This window comes from Ewingella sp. AOP9-I1-14, from assembly GCF_052375995.1.
Lineage (GTDB): Bacteria > Pseudomonadota > Gammaproteobacteria > Enterobacterales > Enterobacteriaceae > Ewingella > Ewingella allii.
Genome location: NZ_JBQSVA010000006.1, coordinates 86,995 through 102,514, shown reverse-complemented (window position 1 = coordinate 102,514; position 15,520 = coordinate 86,995). Strand labels below are relative to the sequence as shown.

Sequence of the window (15,520 nt, the reverse complement as noted above, 5' to 3'; positions counted from 1 at the left end):
CATGAGTATTAAAAAGCAAACAGACGGCAAGTGGCTGTTAGATTTTTATCCAGAAGGCAAGCCAAAGGGAAAGGCCAGCAAACGCATTCGAAAAACCTTTTCTACAAAAGGGGAAGCGCTAGCCTACCAAAACCACACTCTCGAAAATCTAGATAATAAGCCATGGATAGATGGCAAAGAGGATCGCCGAACCCTTCTTGAGCTGGTTACGCTTTGGTATGACGCACACGGTATTACGTTAGATGATGGCGATCGACGTCAAAGCACAATGGAATTCGCTTATGAAAGTATGGGCAAGCCCAGTGCAAAAGAATTCAATGCAACGATATTTTCAAGCTATCGAAAGCGCCGCTTATCCGGCGAGTTCTCTCGAACCACCAGAGTGGATAAAGTCACCCCCAGAACGGTGAATTTAGAACTATCTTACTTTCGCGCCCTCTTCAATGAATTAAAACGATTAGGCCATTGGAAGTTTGAAAACCCACTTGCAACAATGCGAGCCTTTAAAACAGAAGAAAGTGAGATGGCCTATCTGACACAAGAGCAGATCGGCAGGCTACTTCTTGAATGCAAAAATAGCAGAAATGAATCCCTATATGATGTAGCTCGCGTTTGTTTAGCAACTGGCGCGAGATGGAAAGAAGCTGAAACATTGCGCGGCGCTCAGGTGACAAAATATCGAATCACCTACACAAAGACTAAAGGCAACCGCAACAGGTCAGTGCCGATTAGCAAGGCAGTATATGAATCTTTGCCCAAAGCTGGCGGCGCTCTTTTTGCATCATGCTACTCAGCGTTTAGAACAGCCATAAAACGAGCTGAAATAGAATTACCAGATGGGCAATTATCCCATGTGTTAAGGCACACTTTCGCCAGTCACTTCATGATGAACGGTGGCAACATTTTGGTGCTTCAACGGATACTTGGGCACACAGATATTAAGATGACAATGCGCTATGCTCACTTCGCGCCCGATCATCTTGAAGAGGCTATTAGGCTAAATCCCTTAGAGTTCGAATCTGTCCCCTTTGTGCCCCCTCAGGACTCAAACCCTCAGTAATATTCAACAATATTCAACACCTAAGTGATTGATGTAGAAGGTAACTCATTGTTTTATATAGGGGGGGCATGGTTCTCATAATCGCTTGGTCACTGGTTCAAGTCCAGTAGGGGCCACCAAATTTTAGATTATAAATCAGTGATTTAGGCCACTTTTAACAGAGTGGCCTTTTTATTTTCTTTTTTGAGTGGCGATGAAAAACTCGCTAACCGAACGTTGCTGGAACTGATAAGAGCCAGGTATTCAGCTCACGGCATAACCTTAAAAGATGGCGAACTGCGTCAGGATGCCATGACTCACGCTTATGAATGCATGGGGCAACCTTTAGCTAGGGAATTTGATGCCTAGATGTTCTCACGCTATCGCGAAAAACGCCTTTCGAGGGATTAATCTCAGTCCAATAGAGTGAAGAAAGTAGCGCCTCGAACCATTAATCTTGAACTGGCATATTTTATGGGCTGTATTTAATGAGCTTGGTCGCCTAGGAGAATGGAAAGGCGATAACCGATTAAGAACTTGCGCCCCTTCCGCACAGAAGAAAGTGGAATGGACTTTCTCACGAAAGAGCAGATCGGGCAGCTATTGGATGAATGCGGCAGAGAAAATAATAATGATCTCGTTAGCATCGTTAAATTATGTCTATCAACCGGCGCACGCTGGTCAGAGGCTGAGGAACTGAATAAAAGTCAGGTCACAAAATACAAGGTAACCTACATAAAGACCAAAGGCCGAAAAAATAGAACCATTCCAATCAGTGAAGCACTTCATGACTCTTTTCCAGAAGTTAAAAAAGGGAGGTTGTTCAAAAAATGCTACGGTGCTTTTCGCTCCGCACTAGAACGTACCGATATTGAGTTGCCCACCGGTCAGCTGACACACGTCCTGCGTCACACTTTCGCCTCCCACTTTATGATGAATGGTGGGAATATATTGGTTCTGCAAAGAGTGCTTGGTCATACTGATATTAAAATGACCATGCGGTACTCTCACTTTGCCCCGGAACATCTTGAAGAAGCATTAAGGCTTAATCCTTTAACGAACTCCTGATGTCACAACGTTCTAAAACATGTACGTCTAAATTTCATAGTCGGCTAAGAGTGAGGTACGAACGTTTGCCAGATTGTGATAAAGCAGGTCACACCAAAAAACCAATTAAATGTTGAGCGATATTTTTTTACAAAAAGATTAAAGTTTGTTCTTTTTATGTTGCCGTAAACTAAGTTTAGAGCTAGCCTCTGCTAAAGAAAAAAGAGTATAAACATCAAGAGATTTAACATTTGTAAATAAAGGTGGAAATAAAGATGAAAGAAAGTCATTTCGATTCATGGATAAACAACAACCTACCTAGGTTTGAACTTTTGGGCAAGCATATTGCCTTCATAATTGAAAATCTTTTGCAGCAAAATAAAATAGAATACCTTTCAGTAAGCTATAGAACTAAAAGTAAAGAAGGAATTTTGGAAAAGGTCGGTCGTAAACAATACAAAAACCCTATTGAAGAATTAACGGATATATCAGGAGTGAGAGTTATACTCTATCTTGAATCAGATATAGCCAAAGTGAGTGACATTATAAAATCCACTCTTCATATCGATGATAAAAACAGCATGAACAATGAAGGCCGGCTTTCATCAGATAAAATTGGATATAGATCTGTACACTATGTATGTGACATTGGTGAAAAAAGAAACGCACTTGAAGAATATGAATTCATTTCCGGTTTGAACTGTGAAATTCAGGTTAGAACAATGTTACAGCATGCTTGGGCTGAACTAACACATGATAGAAACTATAAGCTTGGTGCTAATTTACCACTTCAGATACAAAGAAAAATAAACCTCTTTTCGGGCATGCTTGAAATAGCTGACGAAGGTTTTTCAGAAATAGTAAACTCTATTGAAGAGTACAAAGAATCAATTAAGGATAATGATTTAGACCAATTATTCCCCCAGGAAATAAATTCAATAAACCTCTATAAATTTGTTCAGGAAATAAGCACAAAAATCGGTTTGAAATTAACTCCCGTGAAAGACTGGGGGGGAGACACCACGAAAGACATCATTGATGAATTGGAGCACTGTGGTTTTAATGACTTTAAGATCATTGCTGATTCTATACCTGAAAATTATGCAGAAGTTAGTAAAAAGTTTTCTCCGTTTAATAATATTTATGGTTTCCTACGTGATATAATGTTAATCCATGATTTTGAAAAACTAAGCAAAAAAGAATCTCTAAATTGGGCTTTGGTTGGTGATGAAGATGATGGAGAAGCAGATATGTTGAGAGATTACTATTCACATTTCATGCCTAAAGAAAAAGCATCTGAAATGCTACACCTTTTCGCCGTAAATTAAGTATAATACTGATAATAATAACAATTACATTATTTAATAATCATAGGCCACCTGCTAACGGTGGCCTTTTCTAAAAAATTTAAATCACCAACAAAAATTTCAAACCAGCATGCTTAATTTTTACCATATACCCGATTTGGGTTTGTTAATTGTAATATTGAATGTTGCCTAATATCACCTTTATCTGACTATTGATCATAGAGCAGTATTAAGTATGTCCGCTTCTTAAAGGTCGAACTGAAGTGCATCACCTCAATAAAATGTAGAAACCATTGGCGATAAAGTGGCGATACAATCGGTGCTTCACAGCAAAATGAGGCAATTACTGTCAATGCATATCATTGTTTAATAACATAAATAATTGTTTTTACTAGCATTCAGTTGATACTCATAATCGCTTGGTCACTGGTTCAAGTCCAGTAGGGGCCACCAAATTCGATTTAAATTCAAATATTTAAGCCACCTTGTCGGGTGGCTTTTTATTTCTAAATTAAAAAGCCCCAGCGGTTGCTGAGGCTTTTAAAGAATCAGGAAGAGTTACTTAGTTTCACTTAATGCTTTGAGCGCCGCTTTCGCCAAAAAGTTACTGCGACTCGCATACGCTGGATGTTGACTGACGAAATTGTCGATTCTGTTGATGAGCAAGTGAGGCAGCGTCACGTTTATACGCTCACTTTTCCCCATGAACTTAGTCACATCGACTTCAACGAAGATCCAAGCGCCGCCCTGATAGTTTTCGTTGAACTCCGGATCGGCGCTCATTGCCTTATTGGTTAAGCCAGTGCTTTCTGGTATGGCCTTGCCATCATCAGCCAAAAATTCAAAATGGGCCTCAAGCGCTGACTTTGCATCCTGCGCCGCTTCTTCCAGCGTATCTCCAGCGAAGTAGCAACCGGGCACATCAGGAAATGACCCGCTAGCTGAACCGTCTGGATCTGCATGTATATAAGCTGCATAGAACATCGTATTTCTCCTGTGCGAAAAGGAGCGCCCTTGCGAGCGCCTCCCCGATGACTTAAGTTTCGCATCCTTCATAATTTGCCTAAGTGTCCCGAGCTTTATGTCTTTACGAGGATGCGGAACTGTTATCAGTACTGCAAAATCAGGGTGCTTGAACTGGTGGTGACTTCCATTGATGCGTTCAAGTGTCCAACCATTTGCTTCTAACTTTTTTATCAGTTCCGAACTTTTCACCCTTCCTCCCTTTCGTGACCTGATGAAAAAATCATACACATAACACACACTAAAGGCAATTTATTGGTGTGTATTGTGTGTATATATCAGTTATCACTCAGTGGCGCTAACACTTCTCGGTTACCGTTATGTCCAGATGTGCTAACAATCCCCTGCATCTCCATTTGCTCTATTATTCGAGCAGCTCGGTTATAACCTATACGAAATTGCCGCTGCACACCTGAAATAGACGCCCTTCTTTGTTCGATAACAAATGCAACAGCCTGATCGAATAAGGGATCAAGCTCCTCATCGCCATCTATTTCAAAAACAGTTCCTGAGTTATCCCTTCCTAAAGCATTTATATATGCTGGCCTGCCACAAGCTTTCCAATATTGAACAACAGCATGTATATCTTGTTCTCTCACATATGCACCATGTATTCGCATAGGTGTTGAGGTATTAAAAGGGATATAGAGTAAATCACCCGAACCTAATAAAAGCTCTGCGCCGCCTTGATCTAATATACTGTTCGAATCGCCCCGGCTTCTTACAGTCAGCGCAATGCGTGAAGGTATATTCGCTTTAATCGAACTCGCCATTACCGCTGCCGAAGGCAATGTATTCACTAAAATGAGATGAATACCGGCGATAGAGGCTTTGCGAACCAACGAGTCGAGAAGACCGTTCGCAGATTCATCATTCGCTGCTGTTAGCTCAGAAAAATTATCCACGACAACGACAATATAAGGCTCTTTAGCTAGGTATGGCTGAGGTTTATCACTATGTGGTAGCCAGTAGGGATCGGGAATGGGCCGAGCTAGAGCGTCAGCATGCTCGATACGCAGGTTATAATCCGCGAGGTTGCGAACACCAAGCGCTGCCATAAGTTTGTAGCGACGATCCATCTCACTATGACACCAACGCAATGCATCAGTGGCGTAACGCATATCGCTGATAACGCTGGTGAGCAAATGGGGAATTCCTTCATAGAAGGATAAATCCAGCATCTTCGAGTCAACCAAAATAAAGCGCAGCGTCTCCAGCGTATGCTTATATAACAGACTCATTATCAGACTATCTAGAAATACCGATTTCCCCGCCCCCGTCATCCCTCCAATCAATAAATGCGGCATAGTTGTAAGGTCGGTAATCACGGGTTGGCCGAGACTATTTTGGCCCAAGGCGACAGCCAAAGGTGCAGCATTTTCAATAAACTCGGAACTATCTAAAACCTCCCGCAAATACACGGCCTGCCGGTATTTATTGCGAAGTTCTATTCCAATATATGGCTTACCGGGAATAGAACGCAGGACTCGCAGGCTCTCTGCTGAAAGCCTACGCGTTAAATCATCCTGTAAAACCGTAACCCGATTGACCGAAATGCCAGCAGCCAAATGTAATTCGAAAAGGGTGAAAACCGGGCCTTGAGAAAAACCACAAACTTGGGCTTCGACATTATGCTCCGCCAAGAAAGATTCAATCATTCTGGCTATTACTACTTGCTCCGAATCATCAACTTGAGTGTGACCGGCTGGAGGAGGCGTCAGAAGATCCAATGGCGGCAGTAGTGTCGTCGTCTGTTTTTGCATAGATCCCTCTAAATACCGTACATCAGATGGTGATTCTTAAACCTTATCCTATAGAAGTAACATAAATGATCCACCCATTAGAAAATGTTACCATTCGCGCGCTAAATGATTCGTATAACGTAAAGGGACATTCTGATGAAAAAAATTCTGGGCTTTGCTCTGATGACATGCACATTTATGGCTAGCGCCGCTTTCGTGAACCCGATGAAATTCGATGGTTCAGAAGCGCAGAAGAAAGAGGTCATTGAGTACATTCAGGCGAGAGTGAAGAAGGAATATTGCGACGGGCAGTTGGATATGTGTCAGGACTCTATGCTGCGCATGATGGAGAAGAAAAACCTGTCTGATTTCAAAGCGCTGACTGAAGCGAAAGACAAAAAGATCATGGATAAAGTGATCAAAGATTACTGCAAAGGTCCTGTGGATATGTGTAACTACACCACCATCAAAATGATGTATGACCAAAACGAGAAAGCCAGCAAAGAGAAACTCGCCTGGTAAGCTTGGTCATTGTTTAAGTCAAAGCCAGCCCCAAAACTGGCTTTGACTCCTGCCTCACACCAATCCTAACGCCCGATCCAGCGACCACTTCCCTGCTCCGCGCGAGACAACCATCAGCAGCAATCCGCCCCAAATCAGGTGGGTTGGCCATGCGTCGGGATAGACAAAGATCTCAATAATCAGTGTCATAAACAGCAGGCCGCTGGCGGCGAAGCGGGAGAGTAGGCCAAGGACCAGCAGCACCGGGAAGGTGTGCTCGGCGAAGGTCGCCAGATGCGCGGCAATGTCATAGGGGATCAGCGGCAAGGCGTATTCGGTTTTAAACAGCTCATAGGTCGAAGGCTTAAGGGTCATTAAACCCGTCACTTTGGTGCGCCCAGAAAGGAAGAACACCGCTGCGATACCCACTCGGGCGACCAGCAGCAGCAGGTTGTCGCTAACCAGACGCTGCACGCCGCGCCACGTGGCATTCCACAATCCGCGCAAGCCCTGCTCAGCAGAAGTCTGCGTATTCAAAGATATGTCCGTCGTTTTCATTATTACCTCTACGAATTAATGCGCCATCGCGGCAAAAACGCCGAGATGCAGTAAGCGCGTGAAAAAAGGGCCAATGTCTAATGCCGGCTCTGTAAGTAATGCCCGTTCGCTCGCCGCGTTCAGGCTCGCGCCATCGCGGCAGGCGGTGAGGAATGCCGCGCCGCCACGGCTTATCGGCTCGGCCTCGATGCTCTGTTGGCGCATCACCAGTAGCGCGCCCTCGCCGCGCCACTGGATGTTCTCCGGCGGCGCAGTTTGGTAACGGTTGAAATGCCACAGGGTGAAGACCGGCAGGCTCGGGTGCCAATGCCAGCGCACCGCGCTGCGAAGAGTTAAAACCCTTTCGCCAACCCACTTTGGCGACAACCCGGCCAATGCCTGTACCTCCAAGGCCGCTGTCTTTTTGGCGCAAAACACCTCCAGCCAAATCCAGTCGAGCCGCGCCACGTCAGCCAGATAGCCCAGTTCGGCGGCGGGCCGGTAGGTGGCAATAAATGCCGGGAAAAACTCGCCGTAGCGAATCAGCATCCCTTCCCGTGGCGGCTCCACCAGCGCGTACTGCCGCGCCATCTCGCGGAAGAAATGCTCACCGGTCAGGCTGGCGACGCTGGGGAAATTGGCCTGAAGCGCGTCGATGCAGCCTTTCAGCACGCTGTTGCGATAGACTGAGAAACCCGGCTGCTGCTGTAAATGCGCCAGCTCGGCGCTGTTCTCGTCATACAGGGCGCGGATAAAAGCCTGATGGTATCGGGCCAGTTCGTCGTTCATCGCCAGCCTCCGTAGGTGTGAAGAATGCCTCGTGCTCGCTGCTGCTCCTGCAATAACACGGCGAACTCGGGCAGTTTGTCGTCACGTTCAATCAGCGTGGGGCGCGCGCCGATGCGCTGAATAAGTCGTTGATAAAGCGCCCAAACGTCGTCGGACACCGGGCTGTCGTGGCTGTCGATCAGCAAGCTGCTGCCGCCTTCGTCGCTGCTGAATCCGGCCAGATGAATCTCGGTAACACTGTCTGCCGGAAAACCGTCGAGCCACGCACCGGGATCAAAACTCAGGTTGTGGGCGCTGAGCCACACATTGTTGATGTCCAGCAGCAGCCCGCACCCCGTGGTACAGCTCACTTCATGCAGAAACGCGATGTCATCCCACTCGTGCTCCGGCATATGCAGATAGTGCGTCGGGTTCTCCAGCGAAATCTGCCTGCCCAGCGCGTCCTGCACCCGGTCAATATTGTCGATTAACCGGCGCATCACCTGCGAGGTGCGCGGCACCGGCAGCAGGTCCGGGTAGTAAGCGCCGTCCCACTGCGACCACGCCAAATGCTCGGAAACCAAGGCCGGTTTAACCTCGTCCACCAGCACTTTTAGGCGAGAGAGCAGCGCGGCGTCCGGCGGGGCGTCGGCGGCCAAAGAGAGCGAAACGCCGTGCAGGGAGATCGCGTGCTGCTGGCGAATCGCCTCCAGCCACTCCCTGCGCGGGCCACCGGCCATGAGATAATTTTCACTGTGGACTTCAAACCAAACGTCCGCCGGACTGTTAAGCGCCTGCTGGTAATGCTCCGGCTTCAGCCCAAGCCCGGCACCCAGTTGAGTTATTGTCGTCATGGTGGTGGCCCTCTTGGCTTAGCCTTCGGTCAGTGAACCGTGGCCTTTTGGCGTCTGGATGGAGGTGCAGGTGCCTTGCGGAACCATCTTGTAGGCGTCTTTCTGGTAATCGATTTTGGAAGTCCCGGCGCAGGTGGTGCCCGCCCCGGCCTTGCAGTCGTTATCTGCCGCTTTTGCGACACCAAAACAGCGCTCTAAATTAGGGCCCGTGGCTTCAGCAGCTAAAGAGGCAGCGCTAAAAGAGATCAGAGATAAGGCAATAGCGGACATAGCAATACGTTTCATATAAAGCTCCAGAAAGTTGAGAGTTAAATTAAATAAATGATGTCAGACACAGCATTAACACAGCGAGATTATCTAATGTGAAATTACCTCCTTATTAAATTAAGCCTTAGCTTCGGCCAATAACGCATTAATGACTTTTTCTTGCTGTTGATAATTACCCTCCCCGAAGTTCTCGTAACGTAATTGCCCTTTGGCATCGAAATAATAATGCGCAGGCCAATATTGATTACCGAAGGCACTCCAGATGGCGTAATTATTATCAACGGCGACCGGGTACTTAATATTCCATTTATTCAGCGCTTGTTTTACGGCATCGATATTCTTTTCCCACGGATATTCCGGGGTGTGAATGCCAATCACCACCAGACCTTGAGATTGATATTTCTCCGCCCACTCGCGAACGTGGGGAATACTGTGCTGGCAGTTAATACAGTCGAAGGTCCAGAAGTCGATCAGCACCACTTTGCCTTTTAACTGCTCTGGCGTGAGTGCCGGGGAGTTCAGCCAGGTTATAGCGCCGTTGAGAGACGGCATCTGGCTGGACGGCGCCTGAATATCAACGGGTTGCAGAACGACTCTCTTGGCCGGCGAAGGCTTAAGTGTCAGCAGATGCTGCTCTAACTGCTGGCCGACGGCGCTATTGGTATCCAGCAAGCTGGTAGCCCCCGAAGCGATAAACACTACCGACGCCAACATCATCACCCCGGCCATCTGGCGAAAACGTACGGTGATCGCCATTTTAGCTCGCAGCTTGGCCAAGAGTTTGTCGCCGCAAAACCACAGCACGGCCAGCATCGTCGCGCAGCCGCTGCCGTAGGCCAGCAGCAGTAATCCACTCTGCCCGGAGGCTCCGTTGAGCATGGTGGTACTGAGAATGGCCCCCAGAATCGGCCCCGCGCAGGGTGCCCATAACAACCCGACTGCCCCACCGGCCAGCAGAGCGCTGGTCACGCCCCGCTGCTGGCGGCTGCGGCTATCAAGCAGGGAGCCAAGGCGCACCGCGGGCTGCGCAATCTTCTGGGCAAAACGCTCAGAGATAAGCGAAAGTGCCGTGATAGCCAATAACCCCAGCGCCAGCCAGCGGCCATATTTGCTGGCATGCACTACCCACTCGCTGCTTACCGTTGCCAGCAAAGCCACCAGCGTGAAGGTCAGCACCATGCCGATTAGCAGGGCGGCGAAATGGCGTTTATTGCTGCCCGCTCCGGCAAATAACAGCGGGATCACCGGCAGCGTGCACGGGCTTAATAAAGTGAGCATTCCGCCCAGATAAGCAATCAGAATTGACATGAGAACTCCCTGACGACGGGCTAGTTACCCGAAGTGATATTCACCGCTTTGAAAATGGTGCGGGCGACGTTTTTTGGGTCATACAGCATCGGGACGTGGCTTACCGGCAGCTCGGTCACGCGGGCGTGGATTTTCTTCGCCATCGCGCGCTCCAAGTCGGGGTTGATCATCCGATCTTTGCTGCCGACCAAGAACCAGCTGGGCTTGGTTTCCCACGCGGCTTTAGTGACTTTTTCATCAAAGCTTGAGGCGCGGATTGGCACCTGAGTTATGCCCACGATGTTCTGCGCCTCGGGCGTGGCGTCCTGTGCAAAGTCACTGGCGATGGCGCTGGCTGGCAGGCTGAGGAAGCCGTCAGCCCCTTTCACTATTTTTGCGCTGCCCGGAGGTGCCGGGAAGCTTTTCACCAGATCGGCGGTGGACTGCCCGGCGGACGGCGCGAAGGCATTGATGTACACTAAGGCTTTGACGCGTGGGTTATTACCGGCCTGGGTGATGACCGTGCCGCCCCACGAGTGGCCGACCAGAATCACGTCGCCCTTGGCGCGGGCAATAGCGCGTTCGGTCACTTCGACATCCTCTTTCAGCGAGGTCAGCGGGATTTGCGCGGTGATAATTTCGTAATGGCGCGACTGTAGAACAGGGATCACCTGCTCCCAGCTGGCGGTGCCGTCGGCGAAAGCGCCGTGGACCAGAACAATGGTGTGAACCTGCTCCGCGTGGGCGGAAAAGCCGGTCATCAGACCGGCGACGGTCATGGCCAAAAACGTTTTGTGTAGCGGCTTCATCATTTTCTCCTGAAATATCAGACCAAGGGACATAGGCGGGATGATTTTCCCGACGTAACAAGAGTAAAGTTGTTATGTATCTGGCATGTTTCGGTCTGGTAGCGGATTCTTATGTCTATGTATCTGGATGACGTAATAAATAATGAGATACACAATTAACGGTATATTTCGGCCACGCCGTAATAACTGTTATTCCCCCCGGCGGCGATAATGCGATACGCGCTGGCTCCGGCTTTATCGGCTTTCATGGAGAGGTTTTCATTTAATTCAGATAATGAAAGCGCATTACTGCTGCTGTCAGAAACGGTGCCAATTTTCACCAAGCCCTGTGTATTATTGACTTCTTTTGCGGCATAGGCAGGCGTGGCGGCAGCGGCGGTAATAAGCAAAGAGAGTGGCAGAATAACGGTGCGGAAGAGTTTCATAATAAGCCTCATAATATATCGATTAAGTTAAGTTTATTTCCGCCGGACCTTGTCTCGGCGGATGACTTATTTAAACGGATAAATGTATGTGGGCTGTTTCAATTAACGCGAGATTTGTTTTTCTGTATAGCGCCGGGCGGCGCTGATACATAAGAAAACAATTATTCAGTTAGGGAGAGATGCATTATGACCTGCAAACCCTGTGGCTGGCGATTGGCCAATTGTAGCTTGCCCTTCAACTGATTGACCAACTGCTGGGCGATAGCCAAACCCAACCCGGTGCCGCCGGTATCGCGATTGCGCGAGCTTTCGACCCGATAGAAAGGTTGCAACACGGACTCCAGCTCCTCCGGCGGGATCCCCGGCCCATTGTCGGCAATGACGATCTCCGCCGTCCCACTCTCACTCAGACTGAGCCGCAGCTCGGCGCTGCCGGCAAACTTCAGCGCGTTATCAATTAGGTTGGTCAGAATACGCCGCAGCGCCTGCGGGTGAGTCACCAGCGCCACGGGCTGCCAGGCGGGGATGAAAGCGACGTTTTTCCCCACGTCGAGATAGTCGCACACCAGACTATCGATAAAGGCATTGAGGTCGATTCGGCTGAACTTCTCTTCAAGATTTTCTGACGCGCGGGCATAGGCAATCCCTTCGCGCACCAGATGGGTCATCTCCTCGAGATCTAACAGCAGCTTGTCGCGCAGCTCGGGCTGGTCGGCCATTTCGGCACGCAATTTCATGCGGGTTATCGGCGTCTGCAAATCGTGAGAAATGGCCGCCAGAATTTGCGCCCGCTCCTTCAGATAGCCTTTGATTCTGGCCTGCATGGCGTTAAAAGCCCGCGCGGCGTAGCGCACTTCGGCAGGCCCGCTCTCCGCCATGGTGCTGGCTGACAGCGAAGTTGGGTCGAGGGACTCTATCGCCTTGGTGAACACGGTCAGTGGCCGCACCGCCTGACGCACGGCGAACCACGAACAAATCAGCAACAAGGCCAGCTGCACGCAGAGTACAAAGGGCAGCCAGTTGGCGATGGGCGTCGGGCGCGGCGTGATGTCGATGGTCAGCGGCTGGCCGTCTTTCAGGGTGAGGTGCGCCTGTAGCTGCTCATGCTTGCCCGGAATAGCATTGATCGACAGGTGATAATTGGCTCCCAGCGCCTGCTCCAGCGACTCGGCGGTATCCTGCGAACGCCACGTCGTCGGGTATTCGCCGGACTGACCGGCGCTGAGCAAATAGTGGTAGTTTCCGCGCCCGAGCATGCTCAGCCAGGCCGGGCGCTCGGCGGCGGGCAGCCGGTCGAGAATAGCGACGCTGGTCGCCACGTCATATTCGAGATTACCCAGCATCACCGAGCGGGCGCTGCTAATGCGCTCATACATCAATAAGCTCAGCGTCAGGGCGTTCGCCAGCAGCAGGCCGAGCAGCACGATAATCAGCAGACGGGAAAGCAGAGAGCGCGGCCACCAGGTCATTCGCGGGCCTCTTTGATCACCACTGGCATGGAGAAAACGTAGCCTTCGCTGCGCATGGTTTTGATGTAGGCCGGCTCGCGGGCGTCATCGTTGAGCCGCAGACGCAGGCGGCTGACCAGCAAATCGATTGAGCGCTCGAACAACTCGGCGTCGCGGCCTTGAGTCAGATTCAACAGTTGGTCGCGGTTTAGCACCCGCTGGGGATGGTCGAGAAAGACCCGCAGCAGCCGATATTCCGCGCCGCTGAGCGCCACAATAGTGCCGTCGGCATCCACCAAATGGCGCGCCGACGTGTCTAAATCCCACACGCCAAAGGAGAGCAACCGCCCTGCTTCGGTCACTTGCAGATTCGGCGGCAACATGCGCGCCCGGCGCAAAATCGCCTTGATGCGCGCCAGCAGCTCGCGGGCGACAAAAGGCTTCACCAAATAGTCGTCCGCGCCCATTTCCAATCCCAAAATCCGATCAGTTTCTTCATGGCGGGCCGTCAGCATCAGGACTGGAATGGTGCGATGCTTGCCGCTGCTCAGCTCGCGGCACAGCACCAAACCGTCGTCACCGGGCATCATGATATCCAGCACAATCAGGTCCACCGGCTGGGTTTCCAGCAAGGCGCGCATCTGCTTGCCGTTGGCCGCCACGCTGGTGCGCAACCCGGCTTTTTGCAGGTAATCGGCGATAAGGTCACGAATATCGCGGTCATCATCCACGATCAGAATATGGTCAATATGATCCACGGAAAGGTCCATTAGCATCAGGAGGGGATGAACAGATTGTATCCTATTATTTCGGTCTAAAAAGTCGGCTTTGTACCACAGTGTATCTGTATGGCCGGGGGATACATGGCGAGAGGTGAAAGAGGGAAAGTGAAATAATAAAAAAGCCGCTCGGCCGTTTTCGAGGCGGCGGAGCGGCTTTTTATGGACGAATCGGGGAAGTTACTTCAGCCCCATGCTCGCGCGAAGTTCGGTTTTTGCTGCGTCGAATTCAGTCTGGAACTCTGGCTGCTCGGCCATTTTCTGGGCGATCAGCGCAGCACCGGTGCGGCTCATGACGGTATCAGAACGGTAATGGAAACCGGCAACCAGGCGGTTCTCCGCATAGCCTGCGGCACGGGTGAACAGCTCGTTGCGCTTTTCCGGCACCATATCGGCCAGCACGGTCGCCATCAGATAGCCGACGGTGGAGTGACCGGACGGCCATGATCCAGACTTAGATTTTTTCAGCAGCGGGTGGATCTGCTCATCCACCATGTACGGGCGCGAACGGTTGAAGAACTTCTTGGCGGAGTCATCCACCACGTCTTCCGTCGCGACGACACGGTCAAACAGCGCGGCCACTTTTGGCAATTTTTCAGCGGTGAATTCAGGGCCCATCACATCGGCGAAGCGCCAGACGTTTTCCTGCGCGTCGGCAATCGCCGCCTTCTCCTGCTCCGGCGTACGGCTGGCCTGAATCGCCAACAGCTCTTTGATTTCAGCCTTGGTTTGCGCCGAGTCATCCGCCGGAGGAGCTGGCAGATATTTACTCAGATCAACCTCTTTGCTGGTGACAAACGGCTTAGCTTCTTCAGCGGCCTGAGAAGTAAATGCAGCGCCGGAAAGGGTTAAAAACAGTAATGCGACGAGGGACTTACGCAAGGGAGAGCTCCTGAGTTTTTTTTCGAATAGCAGGAGAGTAAAGAGCGGATATGACAGCAATATGACAGCCATGCCCGCGCGCGTTGCGAGGCATGGCTGGGGAATTACGCCAGCAGGATTCTAACGAAATCTTCAATCTCTTTGTTCTGCCCATTTTCAAACAGGCATTTCTGGAAGCGCGGGCCGCTTACCGCCGTTTTCACCAGATCTTTATCAATGGCGCGCAGGGTGTCGAGATAGTTCTCTTTCACCACGGCGGCTTTGACCTGATTGAGAATCCCAGCGTTACGCACCTGAGGCTCTTTGCGATCAGCCGGGTAGCCCTGACCTCTTTCACCCGAGAAGGCTTTCTCGAAAATAAAGCGCACGTTCAGCTCGGCGCCCCAGCCATAGCCTTTGGCGAAAGGCAGAGACAGCGCGTTACCGTTATTGATTTGGGCAAACAGGTAGGCATCCGCTGGGTCGATACAGTAACCGCAGGCCACGCCAGGGTGGATATTCAGTGACATCAGCGCGCCCTGCCCGGTGCCGCAGCCGGTGACCACAAAGTCCACCGCTTTGGCATTCAGCAAGATGCTGGCCATGATACCGAGATGAATATAGGTCAGGTGATGATCCTGCTCGTCGCTCATGCCGACGTTGTAAACCGAGTAAGACTTCTCGTCCGCCACGGTTTTCAGCTCTTTCAGGACCGACGCATTTTTCGCGGCCTGACTGTTTTCCATCATCAGTGCAATTTTCATTTCTTCATCCCTTTCAATTATTGAACCGTCATTTCATTTTAATGAAAAAATAGTTTTATGCT

The 15,520-nt window shown here is 50.1% G+C and carries 16 protein-coding genes and 2 pseudogenes; 4 read left to right on the top strand and 14 right to left on the bottom strand.

From position 1 onward, the window contains the following. Position 1: 1 nt before the first annotated feature. From ACT3RT_RS16580 to ACT3RT_RS16570, 3 genes and pseudogenes are all read left to right on the top strand, one after another. Positions 2–1,060 carry a phage integrase gene (locus ACT3RT_RS16580; protein WP_496203352.1) on the top strand — a complete coding sequence of 353 codons (1,059 nt, stop codon included), beginning with the start codon at positions 2–4 and terminating at the stop codon, positions 1,058–1,060. A gap of 192 nt (positions 1,061–1,252) precedes the next feature. After that, positions 1,253–2,107, top strand: a pseudogene (locus ACT3RT_RS16575) (phage integrase); the annotation flags it as partial. Between the two features lie 254 nt (positions 2,108–2,361). Next, entirely contained in the window at positions 2,362–3,414 is a 1,053-nt protein-coding gene (locus ACT3RT_RS16570) for a GTP pyrophosphokinase (RefSeq protein ID WP_496203351.1), read from the top strand. Between the two features lie 537 nt (positions 3,415–3,951). Here ACT3RT_RS16570 and ACT3RT_RS16565 read toward each other — a convergent pair. From ACT3RT_RS16565 to ACT3RT_RS16555, 3 genes and pseudogenes are all read right to left on the bottom strand, one after another. Beyond that, the gene (locus tag ACT3RT_RS16565; protein ID WP_496203416.1) at positions 3,952–4,449 is read right to left on the bottom strand and encodes a type II toxin-antitoxin system HicB family antitoxin; all 498 of its coding nucleotides are present in this window, start codon (positions 4,447–4,449) and stop codon (positions 3,952–3,954) included. Beyond that, positions 4,432–4,608, bottom strand: a pseudogene (locus tag ACT3RT_RS16560) (type II toxin-antitoxin system HicA family toxin); the annotation flags it as partial. The pseudogene ACT3RT_RS16560 and the gene ACT3RT_RS16565, both read right to left, overlap by 18 nt. Positions 4,609–4,694: 86 nt before the next feature. Further along, on the bottom strand, positions 4,695–6,179 hold the full coding sequence (locus ACT3RT_RS16555) for a DNA translocase FtsK (RefSeq protein ID WP_496203350.1): 1,485 nt from the start codon (positions 6,177–6,179) through the stop codon (positions 4,695–4,697). A 135-nt stretch (positions 6,180–6,314) separates the two neighbouring features. On the opposite strand from ACT3RT_RS16555, the gene ACT3RT_RS16550 reads away from it, so the two are divergent. Then, positions 6,315–6,680 (top strand): hypothetical protein, encoded by a 366-nt coding sequence (locus ACT3RT_RS16550; RefSeq protein WP_353503467.1) that lies wholly within the window; start codon positions 6,315–6,317, stop codon positions 6,678–6,680. Between the two features lie 54 nt (positions 6,681–6,734). Here the strand turns inward: ACT3RT_RS16550 and ACT3RT_RS16545 are convergent, their stop codons facing one another. The 11 genes from ACT3RT_RS16545 to ACT3RT_RS16495 form a co-directional block, all read right to left on the bottom strand. After that, a complete protein-coding gene (locus ACT3RT_RS16545) occupies positions 6,735–7,196 on the bottom strand; it encodes a DoxX family protein (RefSeq protein WP_496203349.1) in 462 nt (153 codons plus the stop codon). A 36-nt stretch (positions 7,197–7,232) separates the two neighbouring features. Further along, positions 7,233–7,985 (bottom strand): HvfC/BufC family peptide modification chaperone, encoded by a 753-nt coding sequence (locus ACT3RT_RS16540; RefSeq protein WP_496200098.1) that lies wholly within the window; start codon positions 7,983–7,985, stop codon positions 7,233–7,235. After that, the gene (gene bufB / locus ACT3RT_RS16535) at positions 7,982–8,818 is read right to left on the bottom strand and encodes an MNIO family bufferin maturase (protein ID WP_496203348.1); all 837 of its coding nucleotides are present in this window, start codon (positions 8,816–8,818) and stop codon (positions 7,982–7,984) included. The genes ACT3RT_RS16540 and bufB overlap by 4 nt, the downstream gene beginning before the upstream one ends. Positions 8,819–8,836: 18 nt before the next feature. After that, the gene (locus ACT3RT_RS16530) at positions 8,837–9,103 is read right to left on the bottom strand and encodes a BufA1 family periplasmic bufferin-type metallophore (protein ID WP_034793372.1); all 267 of its coding nucleotides are present in this window, start codon (positions 9,101–9,103) and stop codon (positions 8,837–8,839) included. Between the two features lie 99 nt (positions 9,104–9,202). After that, the gene (locus ACT3RT_RS16525) at positions 9,203–10,393 is read right to left on the bottom strand and encodes a cytochrome c biogenesis protein DipZ (protein WP_496203347.1); all 1,191 of its coding nucleotides are present in this window, start codon (positions 10,391–10,393) and stop codon (positions 9,203–9,205) included. Between the two features lie 20 nt (positions 10,394–10,413). Next, a complete protein-coding gene (locus ACT3RT_RS16520; RefSeq protein WP_353504032.1) occupies positions 10,414–11,181 on the bottom strand; it encodes an alpha/beta fold hydrolase in 768 nt (255 codons plus the stop codon). Between the two features lie 155 nt (positions 11,182–11,336). After that, positions 11,337–11,606 carry a YdgH/BhsA/McbA family protein gene (locus tag ACT3RT_RS16515; protein ID WP_353503472.1) on the bottom strand — a complete coding sequence of 90 codons (270 nt, stop codon included), beginning with the start codon at positions 11,604–11,606 and terminating at the stop codon, positions 11,337–11,339. Positions 11,607–11,767: 161 nt separating this feature from the next. Continuing rightward, positions 11,768–13,075 (bottom strand): ATP-binding protein, encoded by a 1,308-nt coding sequence (locus ACT3RT_RS16510; protein WP_496203346.1) that lies wholly within the window; start codon positions 13,073–13,075, stop codon positions 11,768–11,770. Further along, a complete protein-coding gene (locus tag ACT3RT_RS16505) occupies positions 13,072–13,812 on the bottom strand; it encodes a response regulator (RefSeq protein WP_353503474.1) in 741 nt (246 codons plus the stop codon). The genes ACT3RT_RS16510 and ACT3RT_RS16505 overlap by 4 nt, the downstream gene beginning before the upstream one ends. 201 nt (positions 13,813–14,013) lie before the next feature. After that, positions 14,014–14,715, bottom strand: a complete 702-nt coding sequence (locus ACT3RT_RS16500) for an acid phosphatase (protein ID WP_353503475.1) — start codon at positions 14,713–14,715, stop codon at positions 14,014–14,016. Positions 14,716–14,819: 104 nt separating this feature from the next. Further along, positions 14,820–15,458 carry an RpiB/LacA/LacB family sugar-phosphate isomerase gene (locus ACT3RT_RS16495; RefSeq protein ID WP_485902337.1) on the bottom strand — a complete coding sequence of 213 codons (639 nt, stop codon included), beginning with the start codon at positions 15,456–15,458 and terminating at the stop codon, positions 14,820–14,822. Positions 15,459–15,520 lie beyond the last annotated feature (62 nt).